We start from the raw sequence: 19,759 nt of genomic DNA, 5'->3' as shown, positions 1-19,759 counted from the left end.
AACGAGCTTGCTCGCGAAGAACGTCAACGATAACGCGGGAAACCTGATCCCCCGCGGCGTTCTCAGGCTTTTCGCGAGCAAGCTCGCTCCTACAAAAAGCCTTAACTGAACGGTATTAGGGCAAGCCCGCTCTTAAATGACTGGCATTAGGCTTGCCCGCTACAACATTTAAAGCTGGTAGTTCTTCAGCTCCCGCGCAATCACCATTCGCTGAATCTCGCTGGTGCCTTCGTAAATCTGCGTGATCCGCGCATCCCGGTAGTAGCGCTCCACCGGGTAGTCCTCGAGGTAGCCATAGCCGCCATGAATCTGCATGGCCGACGAGCAGACCTTTTCGGCCATTTCCGAGGCAAACAGCTTGGCCTGGGAGGCCTCCGACAGGCACGGCTTGCCCGCGCTGCGCAGTCGCGCGGCGTGCAGGATCAGTAAGCGCGCAGCGTTCAAGCGGGTTTGCATATCCGCCAGCAGGTTGGCCACGCTTTGGTGCTCGATGATCGCCTTGTCGAACTGTACGCGGTCACGGGCATAGGCCAGCGCCGCCTCGAATGCCGCGCGGGCGATCCCCAACGCTTGGGCGGCAATACCGATGCGGCCGCCTTCGAGGTTGGACAAGGCAATCGCCAGGCCCTTGCCGCGCTCCCCCAGCAGGTTGGCTTCGGGCACGCTGCAGTGGTTGAGGGTGACGGCGCAGGTGTCCGAGGCGCGAATCCCCATTTTGTGTTCGGTGCGGTCCACCGTGAATCCTGGCGTGTCGGTGGGCACCAGGAATGCGGAAATGCCTTTTTTGCCCAACTCCGGGTCAGTGACGGCAAACACGATGGCCAGTTTGGCGCGCTTGCCATTGCTGACAAATTGCTTGGCGCCATTGATCACCCATTGGCCATCACGCAATTCGGCACGGGTGCGCAGGTTATGGGCTTCCGAACCGGCCTGTGGCTCTGTCAGGCAAAAACAGCCAATCGCCTGGCCACTGGCGAGGTCCGCCAACCAGGTCTGTTTCTGTTCAGGTGTGCCGTAGTTGAGGACCGGCCCGCAACCCACTGAATTATGGATACTCATCAGTGCGCCAACGGCGCCATCACCGGCGGAAATCTCTTCCACCGCCAGGGCGTAGGCCACGTAATCGACGTAGGTGCCGCCCCATTCTTCCGGGACCACCATGCCCAGCAGGCCCAACTCACCCATCTTCGCCACCAGGGCGTCGTCGATCCAGCCGGCTTTTTCCCAGGCTTGGGCGCAAGGGGCGATTTCACCACGGGCAAAGTCGCGCGCCATGTCGCGGATCATGACTTGTTCTTCAGTGTATTCAATATTTTGCATGAGTTATTTCGCAACCTGGGTGAAGTCGTGGAAGAAGCTGTCGACATGGGCCTTGTCCAGCCCGTGGAGCGTCGGCGGGTTCCAGCGAGGGGTCTTGTCCTTGTCGATGATCAACGCGCGCACGCCTTCGATCAGGTCGCCGCGCTCGAACCACTGGCGGTCCAGGTGCAGTTCCAGGGCAAAACACTGCTCCAGGCGCAGCCGGCGACCGCGACGCAGCATGTGCAGGGTGACAGCCATGGCCAGGGGCGAGCGGGTTTGCATCAGACGCACAGTGTCGAGTGCCCATGCATGACTGTCGGCGACAGTGACTTGCTGCAATTGGTCGACGATGCTGGGGATGTCCGGCAGTGCGAAAAAGTGGTCAATGGCCGGGCGCAACGCAGCCAGGGGCGGGTTCGGCAATTGCTGTACCGCGAGTTTGGCCAGCACGCCTTGCAGGTCCTTGAGGGCGGAGTCGTGCCATTGCAGTTGATCGAGTTTGCGATCCAGGTCGGCCAGCCGGGCGCTGTCCAGGTACCAGTTCGCCAAGCCGCAATACAGCGCGTCGGCCGCCTGGATCTGCACACCGGTGACGCCCAGGTAAATCCCCAACTCACCCGGGATGCGCGGCAGGAAATAGCTGCCGCCCACATCCGGGAAGTAGCCAATCGCTACTTCCGGCATGGCCAGGCGGCTGCGCTCGGTGACCACGCGCAGATCAGCACCTTGCACCAGGCCCATACCGCCGCCCAGGACAAAACCGTCCATCAGTGCCAGGATCGGCTTGCGGTAGTGGTGGATGGCGAGGTCGAGGGCATATTCCTCGACGAAGAAGTCTTCATGCAGGGTGTCGCCGCGTTTGAAACTGTCGTAGAGCGAACGGATGTCGCCACCGGCACAGAAGGCTTTTTCGCCGGCGCCCCGCAGGACCACGGCGTAGACCTGCGGGTCGTCGGCCCAGGCCTGCAGGTGCTGCGTCAGACGGCGCACCATGTCCAGGGTAATGGCGTTCAAGCCGGCGGGGCGGTTGAGGGTGAGGTGGCCGATATGGTTACGGACGTGGGCCAGCACCTCATCCTGAGGTGCATCGGCATGGCTTGCTTCGGATGAAACCTGAGCAGTCATCTATAACTCCCTGCTTTTATTGTTCTTTATCAAGATGTTCACGGGTGAACCTTCTCGCGATCCTACCAGTGCAAATTTGCCCAGTACAACCTGGAATCATGCAGGGGCTTTTTGCATTTATGCAGGACGTCAGTGGCGCCCTCAGCGCACGCGACTTGCCAGTACCTCACCAATGCTGCGGCGGCGAGCATGGGCTTCAGCGGCATGAATCAGTTGTTCCAGTTCCGTGGGAGCCACGTCGTAGAATTGCTCCATCTCGGCCAATGCCAGCTTCAAGTCGGCGGCGGTAACGGCGGGATCCCGACCGGCATTGGGGTCTTTCAAAATCACCGCCGGTGACTCGACGACCCCTTTAGGGTAGCGCGTACGTGTGGCGTTGTTATAAGCCAAGGCGCAGGCCAGCAATGCGCCAGCGCCCAGCAGCACGGCGCCCAGTTCATGCCAGCCGAGGGCGGCCGAAGCCGGGTCGGCCAACACCAGGGTCATGGCCAGGCCGCCCGCTGGCGGGTGCAGACAGCGTAGCCAGCACATCAGCACCACGGCCATGCCCGCCGCCAGGCAGGCACCGCCCAACGTACGCCCCAGCACGCGAGCCACCAGCAACGCCACGACCCCCGCGCACAGGTAGCTGCCGATGATCGACCAGGGCTGAGCCAGCGCACCGGAGGACACTGCAAACAACAACACTGCCGAGGCTCCCAGCGGCCCCAGCAGGTGCAGCGCTACGTCCATGCCGAAAACCTGGGCGCAAAGCCAGACACTGAACAAAGTGCCCAGGGCCATGCCGATGGCGGCACGGCTCCATTCGGAGGGGCGGGTGTTGATAGCGGCGGGAAACCAGCGAGCGAGCATCAAAAAATATCCATGAACGGCGGGCAAAAAAAAGGCCTGTCTGGTCGCCCGGATAAGCCTTTTGAAAGTTCCTGCATTTGGGGGAGGAACCTGTGCAGTGTGTCGCGCCGGTTAAATGGGCGCCAATGCATATTAATGAAGATTGAATGCAAAAATAGTGGATTTAATACAACGGTGAACTAGGAAGCAGGTCACGCCGGGGAGGAGGTCGTTCGCTTGCCCAGCATGCGGTCATGGGCCTCTTCGTTGAACAAGCGCCTTCGCAGGTTTTCCTGCAGGCCCGCGTCGCTGACCAGCGGGCCCTTGAGCGCGACCAGGGCATCGCGCAGTCGCATCAATCGATCCAGCGGGGGAACGGCGAGGTAGCCGACATGTACTTCAGCGAGGGGCGCAGACGCACGGGAATCAAGTGAATCATCATTTGGCACGGCATTGCCCTCTCACGAAGAAGGCCACCGCGCTCGCTGTGGCCCCCATAACGTCCTTGTTGTTATTCATGACCCATGGCGGTAGATGCTTACCGCCACAGGCCATCGAGTTTAACGTTGGGGTTTGGACGCGGGAAAGTGAAATAACACCAGTCTTTACGTATACCTACGTAGGAATCTTCAGCGCTGCGAGCCTCAAGGTTGAATCGTCTTGGCCAGATACAGGAGCACATAGGGATTCTTGTCGAACACTCCGGTCAGGGTCGGTGTGATCGAGCGAAAACGCGGGTCGGTCAGCCCTTCGAAATCCGCCGCGCTCATCACCAGCCAGGCCGGTCCTTGCAGCGGGGTCAGGTCAGCGGGCTGCTGGGTAAACAACGGCACCTGGTCGCAGTCGAGGTTGACCATGTACTTGATCGCCTTGGCGTCTTTACCCAGGCCGTGCAATACCAAGGGCGCCCGCTGTTGCATGACCTGCTCATGCACTTGCAGGGTGAAGGTCCGGGTGTCGTAGACACTGCGCTCCAATGGCTCGACCACCAGGATATAGGTGGCCCACACCGCCAGCACGGCGGCGAACGCCGGGCCTGCGGGGCGCAGGCGAGACTTGATCAGCGCCAGCAACGCCAAGGCCTGCAGTACCCCAAGTACGCCGAATACCGGAGCGAGGTGGCTCAACTGCTCCGGGTAACGTGGCCGCACAAACACCAGCGCGACGATCAGCAGCGCCGGAAGCAACGTGAACAGGCCCAGCATCAGCCCCCGCAACCAGGCATACAACCGGCCTTCGGCAACGTGGAAGGGGTACGCGGCAATGATCGCCGCCATGGGCAGCATCGGCAGTATATAGCGAGCTTTTTTCGCCTGGGGAATCGACAGGCCCAGCATCACCAGCAAGCCGGCGGCCGCGCAATACAGCACCAACTGCAAGGCCGGTTCCGGCGCGCGCCGCCCACCCAGCGCCACGGCCAGCAGCACCAGCAGCGCGAGGGGATAGGCCAGGGCGTAATTGCCCAATGAACGGGTGAAGTAATACAGCGCGTCACTGGAGCCTTCAGTGCCATCCATGCGACCGAGGAACTGCATGCGGATCACGTCCTGCATGAAGGTCTCGCCGCCGCTGAGCTTGGCCATCAGCAACAACAGGCCGACACAGGCCACCAACAGCGCCAGGGCCAGCAAGCCGAAACTGAACAGTTGGCGCCATTGGCGATTGATCAGGTAATAGCTGCACAGCACGCCCGTCGGAATCACCAGGCCGATCGGCCCGCGAATCGCAAAACCGAGAATCAGCAACAGGTACAGCCAGTGCAGGCGTTTGCCGGCACCGAAATGGTCATGGGCATACCCCAGGTAGAACACCGCCAAGGTAACGGCGGCGAGCATCTGGTCGAGGGACACCGCACGGGTTTCGCTGATAAAGGTGCTGCTGAGTAACAGCAGCGCGATGCTCAGCAGGCCCCAGCGCTGGGAGTAGGGCGCCGTCAGGCGATACACCAGGGTGACGATCAACGCTGCGGCGATCGCCGTCGGCAACCAGGCCGTCAGGCTGGTGACCTGGCCCAGGGGCAGCGATAGCAGCCACGTCAGCAGCGTCGAGGTCGCCAGGTAATCGGCATACGGCTGGCCATAGGTGGTGGGGAAGAAGCTTGGCCCATGGCGCAGCATTTCCTTGGCGAACACCACGAAGCGCGAGTCGAAACCGATAATTGCCTGGTGCCAGTTACCGGCGATAAACAGCAACAACCCCAGCAATCCCAAACCGAGGGATTGCCGGCGAATCGTTGCGTTGAGCAGGGGTGGTCGGGTTTTATTCACGTGTCAGGCTTCCACGACCTGAGGCACCCACTGTTGCTGGGGGATCGGCAACTGGCAAGAATCGCCCCGGCCGATCGGGTAGTACTGAAAGCCTTTGCGCGCCAGGCGTTCGCCGTCGTACAGGTTGCGACCGTCGAAGATCACCGGGGTTTTCAGACGCTGGTGGATCAGGTTGAAGTCCGGCGCCTTGAACTGCTGCCATTCGGTGCAGATGATCAGCGCATCAGCACCCACCAGGGTGGACTCCGGCGTGCCCATCAGCATCAGTCGCGTTTCGTCGCCGTAAATGCGCTGGGTTTCCTGCATGGCTTCCGGGTCGAAGGCGCGCACATCGGCGCCGGCGGCCCACAGCGCTTCCATCAGCACGCGGCTGGGGGCGTCGCGCATGTCGTCGGTGTTCGGTTTGAAGGCCAGGCCCCACAGGGCAAAGGTCTTGCCGCGCAGGTTGCCCTGGAAGAACGCGTTGATGCGTTCGAACAACTTGCTCTTCTGGCGCTGGTTGATCGCTTCCACGGCTTCGAGCAGGTCGCTGGAGCAGTTGGCCTGCTTGGCGCTGTGGATCAAGGCGCGCATGTCCTTGGGGAAGCACGAGCCGCCATAGCCGCAACCCGGGTAGATGAAGTGGTAGCCGATGCGCGAGTCGGCACCGATGCCCAGGCGCACGGCTTCGATGTCCGCCCCCAGGTGTTCGGCCAGCTCGGCGATCTGGTTGATGAAGCTGATCTTGGTGGCCAGCATGCAGTTGGCGGCGTACTTGGTCAGTTCGGCGCTGCGCAGGTCCATGAAGATGATGCGGTCATGGTTGCGGTTGAACGGCGCATACAGTTCGCGCATCACTTCGCGCACTTCTTCGCGCTCGCAGCCGATGATAATGCGGTCCGGGCGGCGGCAATCGGTGACGGCCGAGCCTTCCTTGAGAAACTCCGGATTGGAGACAATATCGAAGTCCAGGTGCCGGCCGACCACGCGCAGGGCTTTTTCGATATGCGCGCGCAGGGTGTCGCCGGTGCCCACGGGCACGGTGGACTTTTCAACCAGGATCACCGGGTCGATACGGTGGCGGGCCACGGCGTCGCCTACCGACAGCACGTATTTCAGGTCGGCCGAGCCGTCTTCGTCCGAAGGCGTACCCACGGCGATGAACAGCACCTCACCGTGTTCAACGGCGAGTTTTTCGTCAAAGGTGAAATGCAGGCGCCCGCTTTCCAGGTTTTCCTTGACCATGGCCGCCAGGCCCGGCTCGAAGATGCTCACATGGCCCTGCTGCAACAGCTTGACCTTGTTCTGATCGACGTCCATGCAGATCACATCGTGACCGACTTCGGCTAATACAGTGGCCTGCACCAGGCCGACGTAACCACTACCAAATACACTGATTTTCATGGGGAATTCCTGGGACTTGTAGAGCCAGTACGACGAGAGTTGATGATCAGCACACCCGAGATGACAAGCGCCACCCCAAGGGTTCTTGAAAGCGAAAAATGTTCGTTGAAAACCGGCAGGCTGGCGGCCAGCAGGTACACCAGCGCGTAGCTGATGCTCAACAGCGAGTAGGCACGCCCCAGCGGCAGGTGCTTGAGCGCCCCGAGCCAGCAGAGCATCGACAGGGCATAGGCGAGAATCGCCAGGCACACGACGCCAAGGGCTCCGGGATCGATCTGCGCGCTGAGCCATTCGTTGGGCAGCGGCAGGCGCGTCATGCTCCAGCGCATCCCCAACTGGGCCGCACTCACCAGGCCAACACTGCCCAAGGCCAGGGCAAAGCCTTGAGCCCGGCTCATACCTGGCGCCCCAACAACACGACACCGGCGATCACCAGCACCACGCCCAACCAGTGACGGCGGTCGATGGGTTCATGGAAGACAAACCGGGCCACCAGGGTGACCAATACAAAATTCAGGCTGAGCATGGGGTAGGCGATGCCCACTTCCAGGCGCTGTACCACCAGCAGCCACACCAGCAGGCCCAGGCCCAGGCAGATCAGCGCGGTCCACAACCACGGCGAGCGCAGTTTCAGCGCCCAACCGTCGGGCTGGTCGCGCCAACCTTCCACGGCGAACTTCTGTGCGACCTGGCCCATGCAGGTCAGCAGGCACGCGGCGAGTAACAACAGCAGGGTGATCATGGTGTCACCTGCGGGAAGATCAGAATCACGATATTGCCTTGTTCATAACGCTGGCCATCGGCGGGCAGCAACGCCACTTCGGCGGCTTCGTCGTCACCTTTAACGCGCATCACCACGCCGACCGCGCCTTTTTGGCGGGCATCACTCATCCACTGCTGGATCTGCGTGGTATCGACCTTGTGATGCCCGGCATCCGGGTAGGCGAGGCCGTATTTGACTTCGCCGACGGTGTTGTAGAGCGTCACATCCGGGCGTTGCAGGCGCCATGCCAGGGCCGACGCCGCGCCGAGGTCATTGCTGAGCAACGCCGCGGCCGGTTGCAGTTGCGCCAGGTGGTCGATGATGAATTGATCCGGGGTCTTGTTGTACACCACCGAGTGCGGCAGCGCGGCCGGCAGCAGGGCGACCATCAGCCAGCTGCCGAGCACCGGTGCGGCCCACAGGTGCAAAGGCCGTACGGCGTGCAGCAGGTTGACGATGATCCAGGCGAACAGGAAGGTGAACACCAGCACCAGGCTGACGGTTTCCTGGCCGTGCGCGTAGACCGGTTTTTTCAGCTGGACCCAGGTCAATGCCAACAGCACTACGACGCCAATCACCAGATTCAGCCAGCCGTTGATGCGCAACACGCGGTCACGTCCGGCGGCCAGTTTGTCAGCCAGGACCCTGCCCATCAGCAAGGCCAGCGGTAGCAGGCACGGCAGGATGTAGGAGGGCAGTTTGCCTTTGGCCAGGCTGAAAAATGCCAGGGGCATCAGCAGCCACAGCAACACAAAGCCGACATTCGCGCGGCGCTTGTCCAGCCACGCCTGTTTGAGCGTGGACGGCAGCAACGCAACCCATGGCAGCGAGAACGCCACCAGCAGCGGCAGGTAATACCAGAACGGCTCGGCATGCTGGGCATCGTCACCGGCAAAGCGTTGGATATGCTCGTGCCAGAAGAAGAAATTCCAGTAATCCGGTTCCTGCAGGTGCACGGCCAGTGCCCACGGCAGGCTGACCACGCTCGCAACCCCTACGGCCACTACGCCATAGGCCAACAACTCACCAAAGCGCTTCTGCCAGATCGCGTAGGGCAGGGCGATCAATACCGGCAACAGCCACGCCAGGAAACCCTTGGTCATGAAGCCCATGCCACAGGCCAGTCCGAGCAGTGCCCACGACCACAGCCGACCGCTGCGGGTGGTGCTGTCAAAGCAAAACCACAAGGCCACGCCGGTCAGGTTGACCCAGAAGGTGAACTGCGGGTCGAGGTTGGCATAGCCGCCCAGCGCCGCGACGCTGACAAAGCTCATGTACAGCACGGTGCTGACCAGGCTCTTTTGCGGGTCATTCCACAGTCGGCGCGATACCAGGTACACCAGCAGGATGCTCAAGCCGGTGCTCAGCGCTGAGGCGAAACGCACGCCAAACAGGTTCTGGCCGAAGATCGCCTGGCCCAGCGCGATCATCCAGTACCCGGCCGCCGGTTTTTCGAAGTAGCGAATGCCCATGAAGTGCGGTGACGCCCACTTGCCGGTCAGCAGCATTTCCTGGCTGATTTGCGCGTAGCGGGTTTCATCCGGGATCCACAGGCCATGGGTGGCCAGCGGCAGCAGGTAAAACACGCCGAATGCCAACAGGAGCAGGGGCAACGCCCAACGCCGGATCATGCCTGTTGCACGCCGAGCCAACCCTCACGGCCACTCAAGGCGCCGCGCACCAGGTGTTGCTGGGGCAGGGTGGTCAGGTCCGCAGGCAACAGGTCGCCCAGTGGTTTGAAGTCGATGCCGCGCTGCCCTGCCTGGGCGAGCAACTGGCGAAAATCCTGGGCCATCAGAATCCCTTCTACTTCTGCGTGGATCGTGTAGACGTTGAGCTTCGACGCGGCAAAGCGGTCGAGGATGAAAGCATTGAAGTCTTTGGCGGCCACCACCGGCCCGACGACTTCGTCGAAGGTCGGCAGGTCCACCGGAATTTGTGGCGTACCGGCACTGCCATCAGCCAATGTCGGCCGAAACAGGCTGGTACCCCGGCAATCGCTGTTGTAGCGAAAGTTGAATCCTTGCTTGGCTTGCACCACGCGCTCATCGGCGCGCCAACCGGCGGCCGCTGAGCAATCGACGCGTTCACCCAGGATGTCGCTCAGGGTGTCCACGCCACGCCGGATCTGCTCGACCAGCTGTGCGTCGCTCCAGCGCCCGGTGTTGGCCTGCCAGCCGTGGTGATCCCAGGCGTGCAGGCCAACCTCGTGCCCGGCGGCCTTGGCCTGGCGCATCAGGTGCCCCAGGTCGCGGCCGATCGGTTTGCCCGGCCAGGCGGTGCCGGCCAGCAGGATGTCCCAGCCATACAGGCCGGCGGCATTGGAACGCAGCATCTTCCACAGGAACTGCGGGCGGATCAGGCGCCACAAGTGGCGCCCCATGTTATCCGGCCCGACACTGAAGAAGAACGTCGCTTTAACCCCTGCTTCATCCAGGGTTTCGAGTAATCGTGGCACCCCTTCACGGGTGCCACGGTAGGTATCGACGTCGATGCGCAACCCTGCCTTCATTACTTTTTGTCCGCGATTTCAAGCATGGCTTCGCGCAGGAAGAAGTCCAGCGTGTTGCCGATGGTCTCGCTCATCTCCACGGTCGGCGCCCAGTTCAGCAGGCGCTTGGCGTTTTCGATGCTTGGCTTGCGGTGTGCTACATCCTGGTAACCGGTGCCGTAGAACGCCTTGCTTTCCACGTCGCGGAAACCGGCGAACGGCGGGAAGTTGCCCCGCAGCGGGTGCGCTTCGAACTGGCGCAGCAGCTCTTCGCCCAACTGGCGGATGCTGGCTTCGTTTTCCGGGTTGCCAATGTTGATGATCTGGCCGTTGCAGGCATCGTTGTCGTTATCGATGATGCGCGCCAGGGCTTCGATGCCGTCAGCGATGTCGGTGAAGCAGCGCTTCTGCTCGCCGCCGTCGAACAGGCGGATCGGCGTGCCTTCCACCAGGTTCAGGATCAGTTGCGTGATCGCACGGGAGCTGCCGATACGCGCCGAGTCCAGGCGGTCCAGGCGTGGGCCCATCCAGTTGAACGGACGGAACAACGTGAAGTTCAGGCCTTTGGCGCCGTAAGCCCAGATCACGCGGTCGAGCAGTTGCTTGGAGACCGAGTAGATCCAGCGCTGCTTGTTGACCGGGCCGACCACCAGGTTGGAGGTGTCTTCGTCGAAGTACTGGTCCTGGCACATGCCATAGACTTCGGAGGTCGACGGGAAGATTACGCGCTTGTTGTACTTGACGCAGTAGCGCACCAGCTTGAGGTTTTCTTCGAAGTCCAGCTCGAATACGCGCAGCGGATTGCGGGTGTATTCGATGGGCGTGGCGATCGCCACCAGCGGCAGGACCACGTCGCACTTCTTGATGTGGTACTCGATCCACTCGGTGTGGATGCTGATATCGCCTTCCACGTAGTGAAAGTTGGGGTGGCTGCGCAGGCGCTCGATGGCGTCGGAGCCGATGTCCAGGCCATAGACTTCGTAACGGTCGTCACGCAACAGGCGCTCGGACAGGTGGTTACCGATAAAGCCGTTCACCCCCAGGATCAGCACGCGGGTACGGCGCGGCTTGCGCCCGGACTCGGCGCCGCGCAGCACGGAACCGTCCACCAGGCCCAGTTCATTGGCCAGGGACGGGCCGGCCAGGTACAGGCCGTTGTCGTTGCGCTGGCCGAACTTGATCACCAGGGAGTCTTCGCCGCAGGCAATGCGCAGCGGGTTGACGCTGATCACCCGGCCCGGTGCCAGGCCTTCGTTGCCCTGGACCACCTCGGCTTGCCACACGATCAGCTTGTGCTCACCCACAGCGCAGAAGGCACCTGGGTACGGTTGAGTCACGGCGCGAACCAGGTTGAACAGTTGCTCTGCCGGCTTTTTCCAGTCCAGCTTGCCATCGGCGGCGGTGCGGCGGCCGAAGTACGTGGCCTGGGTTTCGTCCTGGGCGGTTTCGGTCAGCTTGCCTTGGGCCAGTTGCGGCAAGGCATCGCGCAGCAGGCTGCTGGCGGCGTCGCGCAGCTTGGCGTGCAGGGTCAGGCCGGTGTCGCTGCGCTCAATGATGACTTTTTGCTGGGCGAGGATAGCCCCGGCATCGGCCCGCTTGACCATGCGGTGCAGGGTCACGCCGGTTTCGGTTTCGCCGTTGACCAGCACCCAGTTGGCCGGGGCGCGGCCACGGTATTTGGGCAGCAGCGAGCCATGCAGGTTGAACGCGCCTTTGCTGGCGGTGGCCAGCAGTGGCTCGCTCAGCAGGTTGCGGTAGTAGAAGGAGAAGAGGTAGTCCGGGTTCAGCTTGGCGATGCGCTCGATCCACAGCGGGTGGTTGGCGTCTTCCGGCGCATGCACCGGGATGCCGTTGCGGGCGCAGAGCTGGGCGACGGAGCCGTAGAAGTTGTTTTCCTTGGGATCATCGGCATGGGTGAACACGGCAGCAATTTCGTAGCCTGTGTTGAGCAGTGCTTCGATGCCTGCACAACCAATATCGTGGTACGCGAATACAACAGCTTTTGAACTCATGACTGAACCTGATCGGCAGAAGTGGAGGAATGGGAGGAGGCGAGGCCGTCAACGACGATGACCGGGGCCGGTGCTGCGGGTGTGTTACGCAGCACTTTTTCAATAAAGAAGCGGGGCCGGGCGCGCACATCGCTGTACATGCGCCCCAGGTATTCACCCAGGAGCCCCATGCCGATGAACTGGCCGCCGGTGAACACGAACAGCACCGCGAACAGCACGAACATGCCGTCCCCGGCCCATTGGGCACCAAAGGCCAGGCGCAGCACGATCAGCGCGAAAGCAAACAGCACGCCCAATGCCGCCAGGCTGAAGCCAACGATGGAGAGCAGGCGCAGCGGGGTGGTGGTCATGCAGGTGAGCAGGTCGAACATCAGGCTGATCAGGCGCATGGCGCTGTATTTCGACTCGCCGTGTTCACGCTCGGCGTGGTGTACGAGGATTTCCGTGGTGTGGCGGGCAAAGCCGTTGGCCAGGATCGGAATAAAGGTGCTGCGCTCACGGCAGGCCAGCATGGCGTCGACGATGGTGCGGCGATAGGCGCGCAGCATGCAGCCGTAGTCGGTCATGGCCACGCCGGTGGAACGTTGCACGGCCAGGTTGATCAGGCGCGAAGGCCAGCGGCGGAAAGCCGAGTCCTGGCGGTTGTTGCGCACGGTGGCAACCACGTCGTAGCCCAGGGCGGCCTGCTCGACCAGGCGCGGGATTTCTTCGGGTGGGTTCTGCAGGTCGGCGTCGAGGGTGATCACCACGTCGCCCCGGCACTGCTCGAAACCGGCCATGATCGCCGCGTGCTGGCCGTAGTTACGATTGAGGATCACCGCCACCACGTGGCTGCCGTCCTGCGTGGCGGCGTCTTCGAGCAGTTGGGCGGAGTTGTCGCGGCTACCGTCATCCACCAGGATGATTTCGTATTCGTAGGCCAGTTGCTTGCAGGCTGCCGTCGTGCGACGCAGCAGTTCAGGCAGGCTTTCTTGTTCGTTGTAGACCGGAATAACGATCGACACACAATGAATAGGGTAGGGTTTCAAAGAATCATGACCTCGGGGGTTAGAGCAACTTGGCGCGTTGAAACAGCAGCAATCATTAGGCAAATAGGCAGGCCGCAGATACAAGTACGGCACTAAAGATGAAGCAGAATCAACAGGTTAGTCGGTAAAGCGCGGATTGCCATGAAGTGCTGTGTTAAAGATTAAGCGTAAAAATGTGGAACCGATATGAAAGGCAGATGAAAAACTCGTTTATTTGACAGGCAGACAGCTAGGGTTCAGCTAGGCAGCCCAGGCAAATGGAGGCTGATACAGCAACGGTCTGCGGGGTCTTTGGTTCAACCCGGCCAGGGGACCGCCGGCCTGCGAATTTTATTGAAGAATCTTCTCTGCAATGCGCGCCAAGTGCCGGTAAAGTAAGCGCTCTCTTGCCAGGGTAATCGGATGAATAGCGTGCAGCGTTTACGCGGCCAGTGGCGGCCGGTGTTAGTGGGTTTGTTGATGAGCATGGCGTGCGCCACCACCGTGCGAGCCGATCAGGGCGTGGCGCTTGATAGCATCGACCAGGTTCCAGCGGGCGTGGAAGTGCGCGGCAAGCAGATCGCCGCCTACACCTGGAATGACCGCCAGGGCAAGAACCTGCTGGTGCTCGGCGAGCAAGTCAGCGAGCGCGACGATGACGGCAACCAGTCAGCCTTCGTCTACGCGGCTCAGTACCTGATCGACGGCGATCGCCCCAAGCGTATGTGGATGCTCTACGACGACGTACAACATTGCCCATTCGACGCAGCGCTGCGCTTCGACATGGCCGCGACCCAGGTCACCGACCTCGCCGGCGATGGCATCACCCAGACCACCGTGGGCTATTCGCGCACCTGCACCAGCGATGTCAGCCCCAACGAATTCAAATTGATCATGCACGTCGGCAAGTCGCAGAAGTACCGACTGCGCGGTGTCGACCGTATCGGCGCGGCGTGGTGGGATGAAGCGGAGGGCGCACTGCGTGGCATGCCACTGCCCAAGGATTGCAGCATCGCCGGGCAACAGGCGCTGGTCAGCCAGTACCAGGAACAGGGCACCGAGCTGCCGTTGCCGGGGTGCTATGGCGATGAGAAAGACTTCGCCAAGGCACCGCCGGCGTACCTGACGTTCATGCGCCAGCATTGGTTCGCGCTGATGCAGAAGCAGGACAGCGAATGGAGCCAGGCCCAGACCCAGCCACAGGCCCCCACCGAGGAAGAAGACACCGCGCCTTGATGGAGGCCAAGGGCCAATGCCGTTCAGTTAAGCTGTAGGAGCGAGCTTGCTCGCGAAAAACGCCCAGGCAACGCGTTCATTCTCGATAAGCGCGGTGGCCCTGAGTTCTTCGCGAGCAAGAACTAGGCGTCCCCCCTCGCTCCTACAAAAAACCTTAACTGAACGGCATTAGGGCGAGGGCCGCTGCCGCGCTAGGCTTGGCCCTCGCGCACTCACTGAATATCTCGTTTAAACAATGAGTTACTCAAGGTATTTAATCCAAAAGATGATTTACCTTGATTGAGTCTATGCATCGGTTTAGAGAATCGGCTTGCCACCGGTGACCGCATACCGCGAACCGGAGATGTAGCTGGCTTCATCCGAGGCCAGCAGCACATAGATCGGCGCCACTTCCACCGGCTGGCCGGGACGGCCCAGTGGGGTCTGGCCGCCAAAACCTTGTACCTCTTCGTCGGTCATGGTGGCGACGATCAACGGCGTCCAGATCGGGCCCGGCGCCACGCTGTTGACGCGAATTCCCTTGCTGCCAAGCATCTGCGCCAGGCCGGCGGTGAAGTTGGCGATCGCTCCCTTGGTGGTGGCGTAGGGCAACAATGTCGGCTTGGGCATGTCCGAATTCACCGAGCTGGTGTTGATGATCGAACTGCCGGCTTTCATATGGGGCAGGGCAGCCTTGCAAATACGAAACATCGCCGTGATGTTGATATCGAAGGTCTTGACCCATTCCTCGTCCTCAATCTCTTCGAGGGTTTCGTGGGTCATTTGGAACGCGGCGTTATTGACCAGCACATCGATGCGCCCGAACTGTTCGACGGTCTTGTCCACCAGTGCCTGGCAGGTGGCCTTCTGTGCGATGTCGCCGGGCAGCAGCAGGCATTGGCGCCCGGCTTCTTCGACCCAGCGCGCGGTTTCCCTGGCGTCTTCATGCTCATCCAGATAGGCGACAGCCACATCGGCACCTTCACGGGCGAAGGCAATAGCGACGGCACGACCGATACCGCTGTCGGCGCCGGTGATGAGCGCGATTTTGTTGGCCAAACGGCCGGAGCCCTTGTAGCTCTGCTCGCCGCAGTCCGGGTAGGGGTCCATTTTCTTCTGCGAACCCGGCACGGATTGGGCTTGAGGGGCGAAGGGCGGGCGTGGGTAGTCAGTCATTGCAAACTCCTATAGCAGTCAACGGGTGCTAAGGAATTAGGTCGCCGCCCGCCCGCGATAGTTGTAACTGATGCCTTCAAGGCCCGACGAGTGGTCACAAGTCGTCAGGGCGAGGGCGGGGCGCTCGCCAGATGCGTCGGCAAGCGGCGCAAGGTCCATATAACGGTGAGCATTGCCGCAACGGCACACAGCGCAATGCCGACCAGCATCGGCGCTGGAGTGTGGTCGGCGAACACACCGACCAGGGTCATGGACACTGCCGCGGTGATCATCTGGATCGCCCCCAGCAGGGCCGAGGCGGAACCCGCTACCGCACCATGATCTTCCAGGGACAATACGCCGGCGGCCGGCAGCAATAGGCCGAGAAAACCGAAGCCGATAAACAGCAACGTCATCATCACCGCCAGGTTATCGGCCCACAACGTAGTCGCCGCGAGCACCACCATCACGGCCGCGACGGCCGTCACCGACCAGCGAATCAGCGGCGCCAGGCCGAAACGCGCGCTCAAGCGTGCGGTGAGTTGGCTCATGGCGAAAAACGACGCGGCGTTCAGGGCAAAGCACAGGCTGAATTGCGTAGGGGTGAGGCCGAAGTGTTCGATGTACACAAAAGGCGCGCTGCCGATAAACACGAAGAATGTGGCCAGGCCAAACCCGCACACCACCGATAAACCGATAAAGACCGGGTCGCGCAGCAAGGCGCCATAACTGCTGAACGCATTGCCCAGTGTCTTGCCCAGGCGGCGCTCGGGGGGATGGGTTTCGGGCAGTTGCACGATGGTCATCAGCAGGCACAGCACCGCGACCACCGCGAGTACGGCAAACACCTCACGCCAGCTCCACAGCGAGATCACCAGGCTGCCGGCCAAGGGCGCGAGGATCGGCGAAACACTCATCACCAGCATCAGCAAGGCCATCAGCCGCGCGGCTTCATGGCCCGTGTACAGATCGCGTACGATCGCGCGGGGAATCACCATCCCGGCACAGGCACCAAACGCCTGCACGGCGCGAAAGCCGATCAGCACCTCAATGGTGGGCGCCAAGGCACAGCCGACGCTGCCTACGGCAAAGATCACCAGCCCCGCATAAATCGGCGGTTTGCGCCCGAAAACATCACTGATCGGCCCGTAAAACAGCTGGCACACACCAATGATCATGAAAAACACCGTGAGGCTCATCTGCACCGCCGCCGGTGAGGCATGCAGGCTCGCGCCCAGGGTGGGCAGGGCGGGCAGGTAGATGTCGATGGCGAACGGGCCGACAGCGGTGATCAACCCCAGCAGCAAGGCCAGGTGGGCAATACTTCGAGACATGGGCAGTTCCGGGTGGAGCAACGGCCGGCCAGCTTAAGGGATCCGCGCGGATCCGCAAACTTAGGCTTCACTAAATAACTACTGTGCCGATAACACGACTAGCGATGTACGAGCGGTTGAGTTGCCAACGGCAGTCCAAGTATGGGGATACCAGCATGACGATCAAATTACGCTTGATGTTGTTGATTGCCACCGGGTTGCTGACGGCCGTGGTCATGAGCCTGGCCAGTTACCTGGGCAACACACGGATGGGCGACGCCGTGCAGGACAACGAGGTCAGCATGACCGTGCTGCGTAACCATATGGAAGCCGACATGATGCACGACGCCCTGCGCGCCGATGTGTTGTCGGCCATGCTGGTGGGCTTGGGCAAGAGCACCAGTACCAAGGATGAGGTCAATGGTTCGCTCAAGGAGCATGCCGAGCATTTTCGCCAAGTGCTGGGGGACAACCTCAAGTTGCCGCTGGACGACGCGCTCAAGGCCAGTCTGGAAAAAATCAAACCCAGCCTGGACACCTACATTGGCGCAGGTGAGCGCATTGTCGCCCTGGCCCTGGAGAATCCCGAGGGCGCTCGCGGCGAACTGGATAGCTTCAATATCGTGTTCAGCCAGCTGGAAGATCAAATGGCTGCGCTGAGCGAACTGATCGAAAGCAACACCGAACAAACCCGCGCGGGTACGCGACAGACCCTCAGCAACGCCAACCTCACCCTGGGCGCGGTATTGATTGCCAGCCTCCTGCTGCTGTTGGCTCAGGGCCGCTGGGTCACCCTGAGCATCATGGGGCCATTGCAAGCCGCCAGCCGCATTGCTGCGAGCATCGCCCGCGGTAACTTGAGCGAGCCGATTGTCGAACCGCGGCGCAAAGATGAAGCCGCTTCGTTGATTCGCAGCCTCGCCACCATGCAGCGTGACCTGCGCGGCATGATCGAAGTCGTGCGCAGCAACGCCCATGGCGTCAACGGTATGAGCGAGCGATTGAGTGAGGGTTGCCATGCAGTCGCCGGCAGCAGCCAGCAGCAAAGCGCCGCCGCCAGCACCATGGCGGCGGCCGCCAGTGAAATGACCGCCAGTATTGAAGAAATTACCCGGCACGCCGGGCGCGCCCTGGATATGGCCAACCAGGCTGAAGCCTTGGCCAAGGATGGCGGCCGCGTCATTCACCAAGTGGTCAAGGATATGGATGGCATCGCCCGTTCGGCGCAGCAATCGGCTCAGGTTATCCGCACGCTGGATAAGGAGTCCGAGGCGATCTACAGCATTATCCAAGTCATTAAAGGCATCGCTGACCAAACCAACCTGCTCGCCTTGAACGCCGCGATTGAAGCGGCCCGTGCGGGTGAGCAAGGTCGCGGGTTTGCCGTGGTGGCCGACGAGGTGCGCAGCCTGGCGGGACGCACCAGCGCATCGACCCAGGAAATTGCCGCCATGGTCGGACGTATCCAGCAAAACACCCGCGAGGCGGTGACCAGCATGGAGGAGGGCGTCTCTCAGGTGGACAAGGGCATGGCCGTGACCGCTGAGGTGGAGCGAGCGATCCGCGACATTCTGCAAGCCACCTTGAACACCACGGAGTTGGTGAACGATATTTCGCGCACCATCAGTGAACAAAGCCTGGCCAGCAATGAAATCTCCCACCAGGTGGAGATGATCGCCGGCATGTCGGAAAACAACAGCCGCATCATCGGCGAAACCGCCTCAACCACCGATGAGTTGTCTGGCTTGGCCGGCAAGTTGTCGCAGTCCGTGGATCGATTCAGCCTGTAACGCAGGTATATGACCGGCCGGCCCCCTGCGGGCCGGTTTTTTTTGCCTGTACCAGGGTGACTCGGGCGACGCCTTGAGTCGGTCCTGCAAAATAAAGATTGAATATTCACACCTAATGTTATTTAAATAACAAAACAAGAGCGGCTCAACCTGCCTGGTCGTGCCGCAACAAGGTGGGATAGCAATGAGCAAGATCGCAGTCATCGGCAGCAACATGGTGGATTTGATTACGTATATCGACCGCATGCCGGTCCAGGGCGAAACCCTGGAGGCGCCGGGCTTTGCCCTGGGGTGCGGCGGCAAAGGCGCCAATCAGGCGGTGGCGGCAGCCAAGCTCGGGGCTGATGTACTGATGTTGAGCAAGGTCGGCGACGACATGTTTGCCGACAATACAGTGGCCAACTTCCAGCGCTTTGGTATCGACACCCGTTATGTACAGCGGGTGCCTGGTGTTTCCAGCGGCGTCGCGCCGATTTTTGTGCGGGCCGACTCCCACAACAGCATTTTGATCGTCAAAGGCGCCAATGCGCATTTGTCACCGGCGGACATCGATGCGGCGGCAGACGATCTGCGTGAGTGCACGCTGATCGTGTTGCAACTGGAGATCAGTCTGGAGACGGTGTACTACGCCATCGAGTTCGCGCACCGCCACGGTATCGCGGTGCTGCTCAACCCGGCGCCGGCCCTGGCCGGGTTGAGCGCCGAGCACCTGGCGCAACTGGACTTCCTGATCCCTAACGAATCGGAACTGGCGTTGATCACCGGCCTTGCCGTGGACTCGCCGGCCTCGGCCCAAACCGCCGCACGCACCCTGGTGGCCAGCGGCATTCGCCACGTGATCGTCACCCTCGGCGAGCACGGCGCACTGTACGTCGGGGAGGAGGGTGAGTTCCAGGTGCCGGGCCGACAGGTTGTCGCCCGTGACACCACCGGGGCCGGCGACGCCTTTATCGGTTGTTTCATTCATCACTGGAACCTGGACGGCAGGATTCGACAGGCCATGGAACAGGCCGTGGCGTATTCCGCCTGCTCGGTCATGGCCCTGGGTACGCAGACTTCTTATCCCGACAGTGAAGCGTTCGCTCGCTTTCAGCAACAGCGCTAA

At 61.5% G+C, this 19,759-nt stretch carries 17 protein-coding genes and 1 pseudogene; 4 read left to right on the top strand and 14 right to left on the bottom strand.

The annotated features are described in order from the left end of the window. Positions 1 to 168: 168 nt before the first annotated feature. From AB4O05_RS18825 to arnC, 12 genes are all read right to left on the bottom strand, one after another. Positions 169 to 1,320: an acyl-CoA dehydrogenase family protein gene (locus AB4O05_RS18825; protein WP_460136031.1), complete on the bottom strand. Its 1,152-nt coding sequence runs from the start codon at positions 1,318 to 1,320 to the stop codon at positions 169 to 171. 3 nt (positions 1,321 to 1,323) lie between these two features. After that, complete coding sequence (locus AB4O05_RS18820) at positions 1,324 to 2,427, bottom strand: enoyl-CoA hydratase/isomerase family protein (protein ID WP_460136032.1); 1,104 nt, start codon at positions 2,425 to 2,427, stop codon at positions 1,324 to 1,326. Positions 2,428 to 2,568: 141 nt separating this feature from the next. Further along, positions 2,569 to 3,279: an HPP family protein gene (locus AB4O05_RS18815; protein WP_460136034.1), complete on the bottom strand. Its 711-nt coding sequence runs from the start codon at positions 3,277 to 3,279 to the stop codon at positions 2,569 to 2,571. Between the two features lie 191 nt (positions 3,280 to 3,470). Further along, complete coding sequence (locus AB4O05_RS18810) at positions 3,471 to 3,707, bottom strand: type VI secretion system contractile sheath small subunit (RefSeq protein ID WP_460164774.1); 237 nt, start codon at positions 3,705 to 3,707, stop codon at positions 3,471 to 3,473. A gap of 195 nt (positions 3,708 to 3,902) precedes the next feature. Continuing rightward, entirely contained in the window at positions 3,903 to 5,525 is a 1,623-nt protein-coding gene (locus AB4O05_RS18805) for an ArnT family glycosyltransferase (RefSeq protein ID WP_460136037.1), read from the bottom strand. A gap of 3 nt (positions 5,526 to 5,528) precedes the next feature. Further along, positions 5,529 to 6,908 carry a UDP-glucose dehydrogenase family protein gene (locus AB4O05_RS18800; RefSeq protein ID WP_460136039.1) on the bottom strand — a complete coding sequence of 460 codons (1,380 nt, stop codon included), beginning with the start codon at positions 6,906 to 6,908 and terminating at the stop codon, positions 5,529 to 5,531. Further along, positions 6,905 to 7,306, bottom strand: a complete 402-nt coding sequence (gene arnF, locus AB4O05_RS18795; protein WP_460136040.1) for a 4-amino-4-deoxy-L-arabinose-phosphoundecaprenol flippase subunit ArnF — start codon at positions 7,304 to 7,306, stop codon at positions 6,905 to 6,907. The genes AB4O05_RS18800 and arnF overlap by 4 nt, the downstream gene beginning before the upstream one ends. Further along, positions 7,303 to 7,650 (bottom strand): 4-amino-4-deoxy-L-arabinose-phosphoundecaprenol flippase subunit ArnE, encoded by a 348-nt coding sequence (gene arnE / locus AB4O05_RS18790; protein ID WP_460136042.1) that lies wholly within the window; start codon positions 7,648 to 7,650, stop codon positions 7,303 to 7,305. The genes arnF and arnE overlap by 4 nt, the downstream gene beginning before the upstream one ends. Then, on the bottom strand, positions 7,647 to 9,302 hold the full coding sequence (gene arnT / locus AB4O05_RS18785) for a lipid IV(A) 4-amino-4-deoxy-L-arabinosyltransferase (protein WP_460136044.1): 1,656 nt from the start codon (positions 9,300 to 9,302) through the stop codon (positions 7,647 to 7,649). The genes arnE and arnT overlap by 4 nt, the downstream gene beginning before the upstream one ends. Beyond that, entirely contained in the window at positions 9,299 to 10,183 is an 885-nt protein-coding gene (gene arnD, locus AB4O05_RS18780; RefSeq protein ID WP_460136046.1) for a 4-deoxy-4-formamido-L-arabinose-phosphoundecaprenol deformylase, read from the bottom strand. Before arnD ends, arnT begins: the two co-directional genes overlap by 4 nt. Then, complete coding sequence (gene arnA / locus AB4O05_RS18775) at positions 10,183 to 12,174, bottom strand: bifunctional UDP-4-amino-4-deoxy-L-arabinose formyltransferase/UDP-glucuronic acid oxidase ArnA (protein ID WP_460136047.1); 1,992 nt, start codon at positions 12,172 to 12,174, stop codon at positions 10,183 to 10,185. Before arnA ends, arnD begins: the two co-directional genes overlap by 1 nt. Further along, positions 12,171 to 13,202 (bottom strand): undecaprenyl-phosphate 4-deoxy-4-formamido-L-arabinose transferase, encoded by a 1,032-nt coding sequence (gene arnC, locus AB4O05_RS18770; RefSeq protein ID WP_460136049.1) that lies wholly within the window; start codon positions 13,200 to 13,202, stop codon positions 12,171 to 12,173. The genes arnA and arnC overlap by 4 nt, the downstream gene beginning before the upstream one ends. A gap of 402 nt (positions 13,203 to 13,604) precedes the next feature. Here arnC and AB4O05_RS18765 point away from each other — a divergent pair, with 402 nt between their 5' ends. Then, entirely contained in the window at positions 13,605 to 14,417 is an 813-nt protein-coding gene (locus tag AB4O05_RS18765; protein WP_460136051.1) for a M949_RS01915 family surface polysaccharide biosynthesis protein, read from the top strand. 297 nt (positions 14,418 to 14,714) lie between these two features. Here the strand turns inward: AB4O05_RS18765 and AB4O05_RS18760 are convergent, their stop codons facing one another. Continuing rightward, positions 14,715 to 15,572: an SDR family oxidoreductase gene (locus AB4O05_RS18760; RefSeq protein ID WP_460136052.1), complete on the bottom strand. Its 858-nt coding sequence runs from the start codon at positions 15,570 to 15,572 to the stop codon at positions 14,715 to 14,717. 104 nt (positions 15,573 to 15,676) lie between these two features. Beyond that, positions 15,677 to 16,885 (bottom strand): multidrug effflux MFS transporter, encoded by a 1,209-nt coding sequence (locus AB4O05_RS18755; protein ID WP_460136053.1) that lies wholly within the window; start codon positions 16,883 to 16,885, stop codon positions 15,677 to 15,679. A 104-nt stretch (positions 16,886 to 16,989) separates the two neighbouring features. On the opposite strand from AB4O05_RS18755, the pseudogene AB4O05_RS18750 reads away from it, so the two are divergent. From AB4O05_RS18750 to rbsK, 3 genes and pseudogenes are all read left to right on the top strand, one after another. Continuing rightward, positions 16,990 to 17,796, top strand: a pseudogene (locus AB4O05_RS18750) (HAMP domain-containing protein); the annotation flags it as partial. Next, positions 17,791 to 18,654 carry a methyl-accepting chemotaxis protein gene (locus AB4O05_RS18745; protein WP_460164919.1) on the top strand — a complete coding sequence of 288 codons (864 nt, stop codon included), beginning with the start codon at positions 17,791 to 17,793 and terminating at the stop codon, positions 18,652 to 18,654. The pseudogene AB4O05_RS18750 and the gene AB4O05_RS18745, both read left to right, overlap by 6 nt. Before the next feature lie 184 nt (positions 18,655 to 18,838). Next, the gene (gene rbsK, locus AB4O05_RS18740) at positions 18,839 to 19,759 is read left to right on the top strand and encodes a ribokinase (RefSeq protein WP_460136054.1); all 921 of its coding nucleotides are present in this window, start codon (positions 18,839 to 18,841) and stop codon (positions 19,757 to 19,759) included.

The organism is Pseudomonas sp. S1_G07, assembly GCF_054668565.1.
Note: the sequence above shows the minus strand (reverse complement) of the source record. Positions and strands in the feature narration are given on the sequence as shown.

What these genes read in the sequence shown, in the direction of transcription:
- AB4O05_RS18800 (WP_460136039.1), bottom strand. Translation starts at nt 6,908, where the DNA reads ATGAAAATCAGTGTATTTGGTAGTGGTTACGTCGGCCTGGTGCAGGCC.
- AB4O05_RS18755 (WP_460136053.1), bottom strand. Translation starts at nt 16,885, where the DNA reads ATGTCTCGAAGTATTGCCCACCTGGCCTTGCTGCTGGGGTTGATCACC.
- arnD (WP_460136046.1), bottom strand. Translation starts at nt 10,183, where the DNA reads ATGAAGGCAGGGTTGCGCATCGACGTCGATACCTACCGTGGCACCCGT.
- arnE (WP_460136042.1), bottom strand. Translation starts at nt 7,650, where the DNA reads ATGATCACCCTGCTGTTGTTACTCGCCGCGTGCCTGCTGACCTGCATG.
- AB4O05_RS18815 (WP_460136034.1), bottom strand. Translation starts at nt 3,279, where the DNA reads ATGCTCGCTCGCTGGTTTCCCGCCGCTATCAACACCCGCCCCTCCGAA.
- rbsK (WP_460136054.1), top strand. Translation starts at nt 18,839, where the DNA reads ATGAGCAAGATCGCAGTCATCGGCAGCAACATGGTGGATTTGATTACG.
- arnT (WP_460136044.1), bottom strand. Translation starts at nt 9,302, where the DNA reads ATGATCCGGCGTTGGGCGTTGCCCCTGCTCCTGTTGGCATTCGGCGTG.
- AB4O05_RS18820 (WP_460136032.1), bottom strand. Translation starts at nt 2,427, where the DNA reads ATGACTGCTCAGGTTTCATCCGAAGCAAGCCATGCCGATGCACCTCAG.
- AB4O05_RS18765 (WP_460136051.1), top strand. Translation starts at nt 13,605, where the DNA reads ATGAATAGCGTGCAGCGTTTACGCGGCCAGTGGCGGCCGGTGTTAGTG.
- AB4O05_RS18745 (WP_460164919.1), top strand. Translation starts at nt 17,791, where the DNA reads ATGCAGCGTGACCTGCGCGGCATGATCGAAGTCGTGCGCAGCAACGCC.
- AB4O05_RS18825 (WP_460136031.1), bottom strand. Translation starts at nt 1,320, where the DNA reads ATGCAAAATATTGAATACACTGAAGAACAAGTCATGATCCGCGACATG.
- AB4O05_RS18760 (WP_460136052.1), bottom strand. Translation starts at nt 15,572, where the DNA reads ATGACTGACTACCCACGCCCGCCCTTCGCCCCTCAAGCCCAATCCGTG.
- arnA (WP_460136047.1), bottom strand. Translation starts at nt 12,174, where the DNA reads ATGAGTTCAAAAGCTGTTGTATTCGCGTACCACGATATTGGTTGTGCA.
- arnF (WP_460136040.1), bottom strand. Translation starts at nt 7,306, where the DNA reads ATGAGCCGGGCTCAAGGCTTTGCCCTGGCCTTGGGCAGTGTTGGCCTG.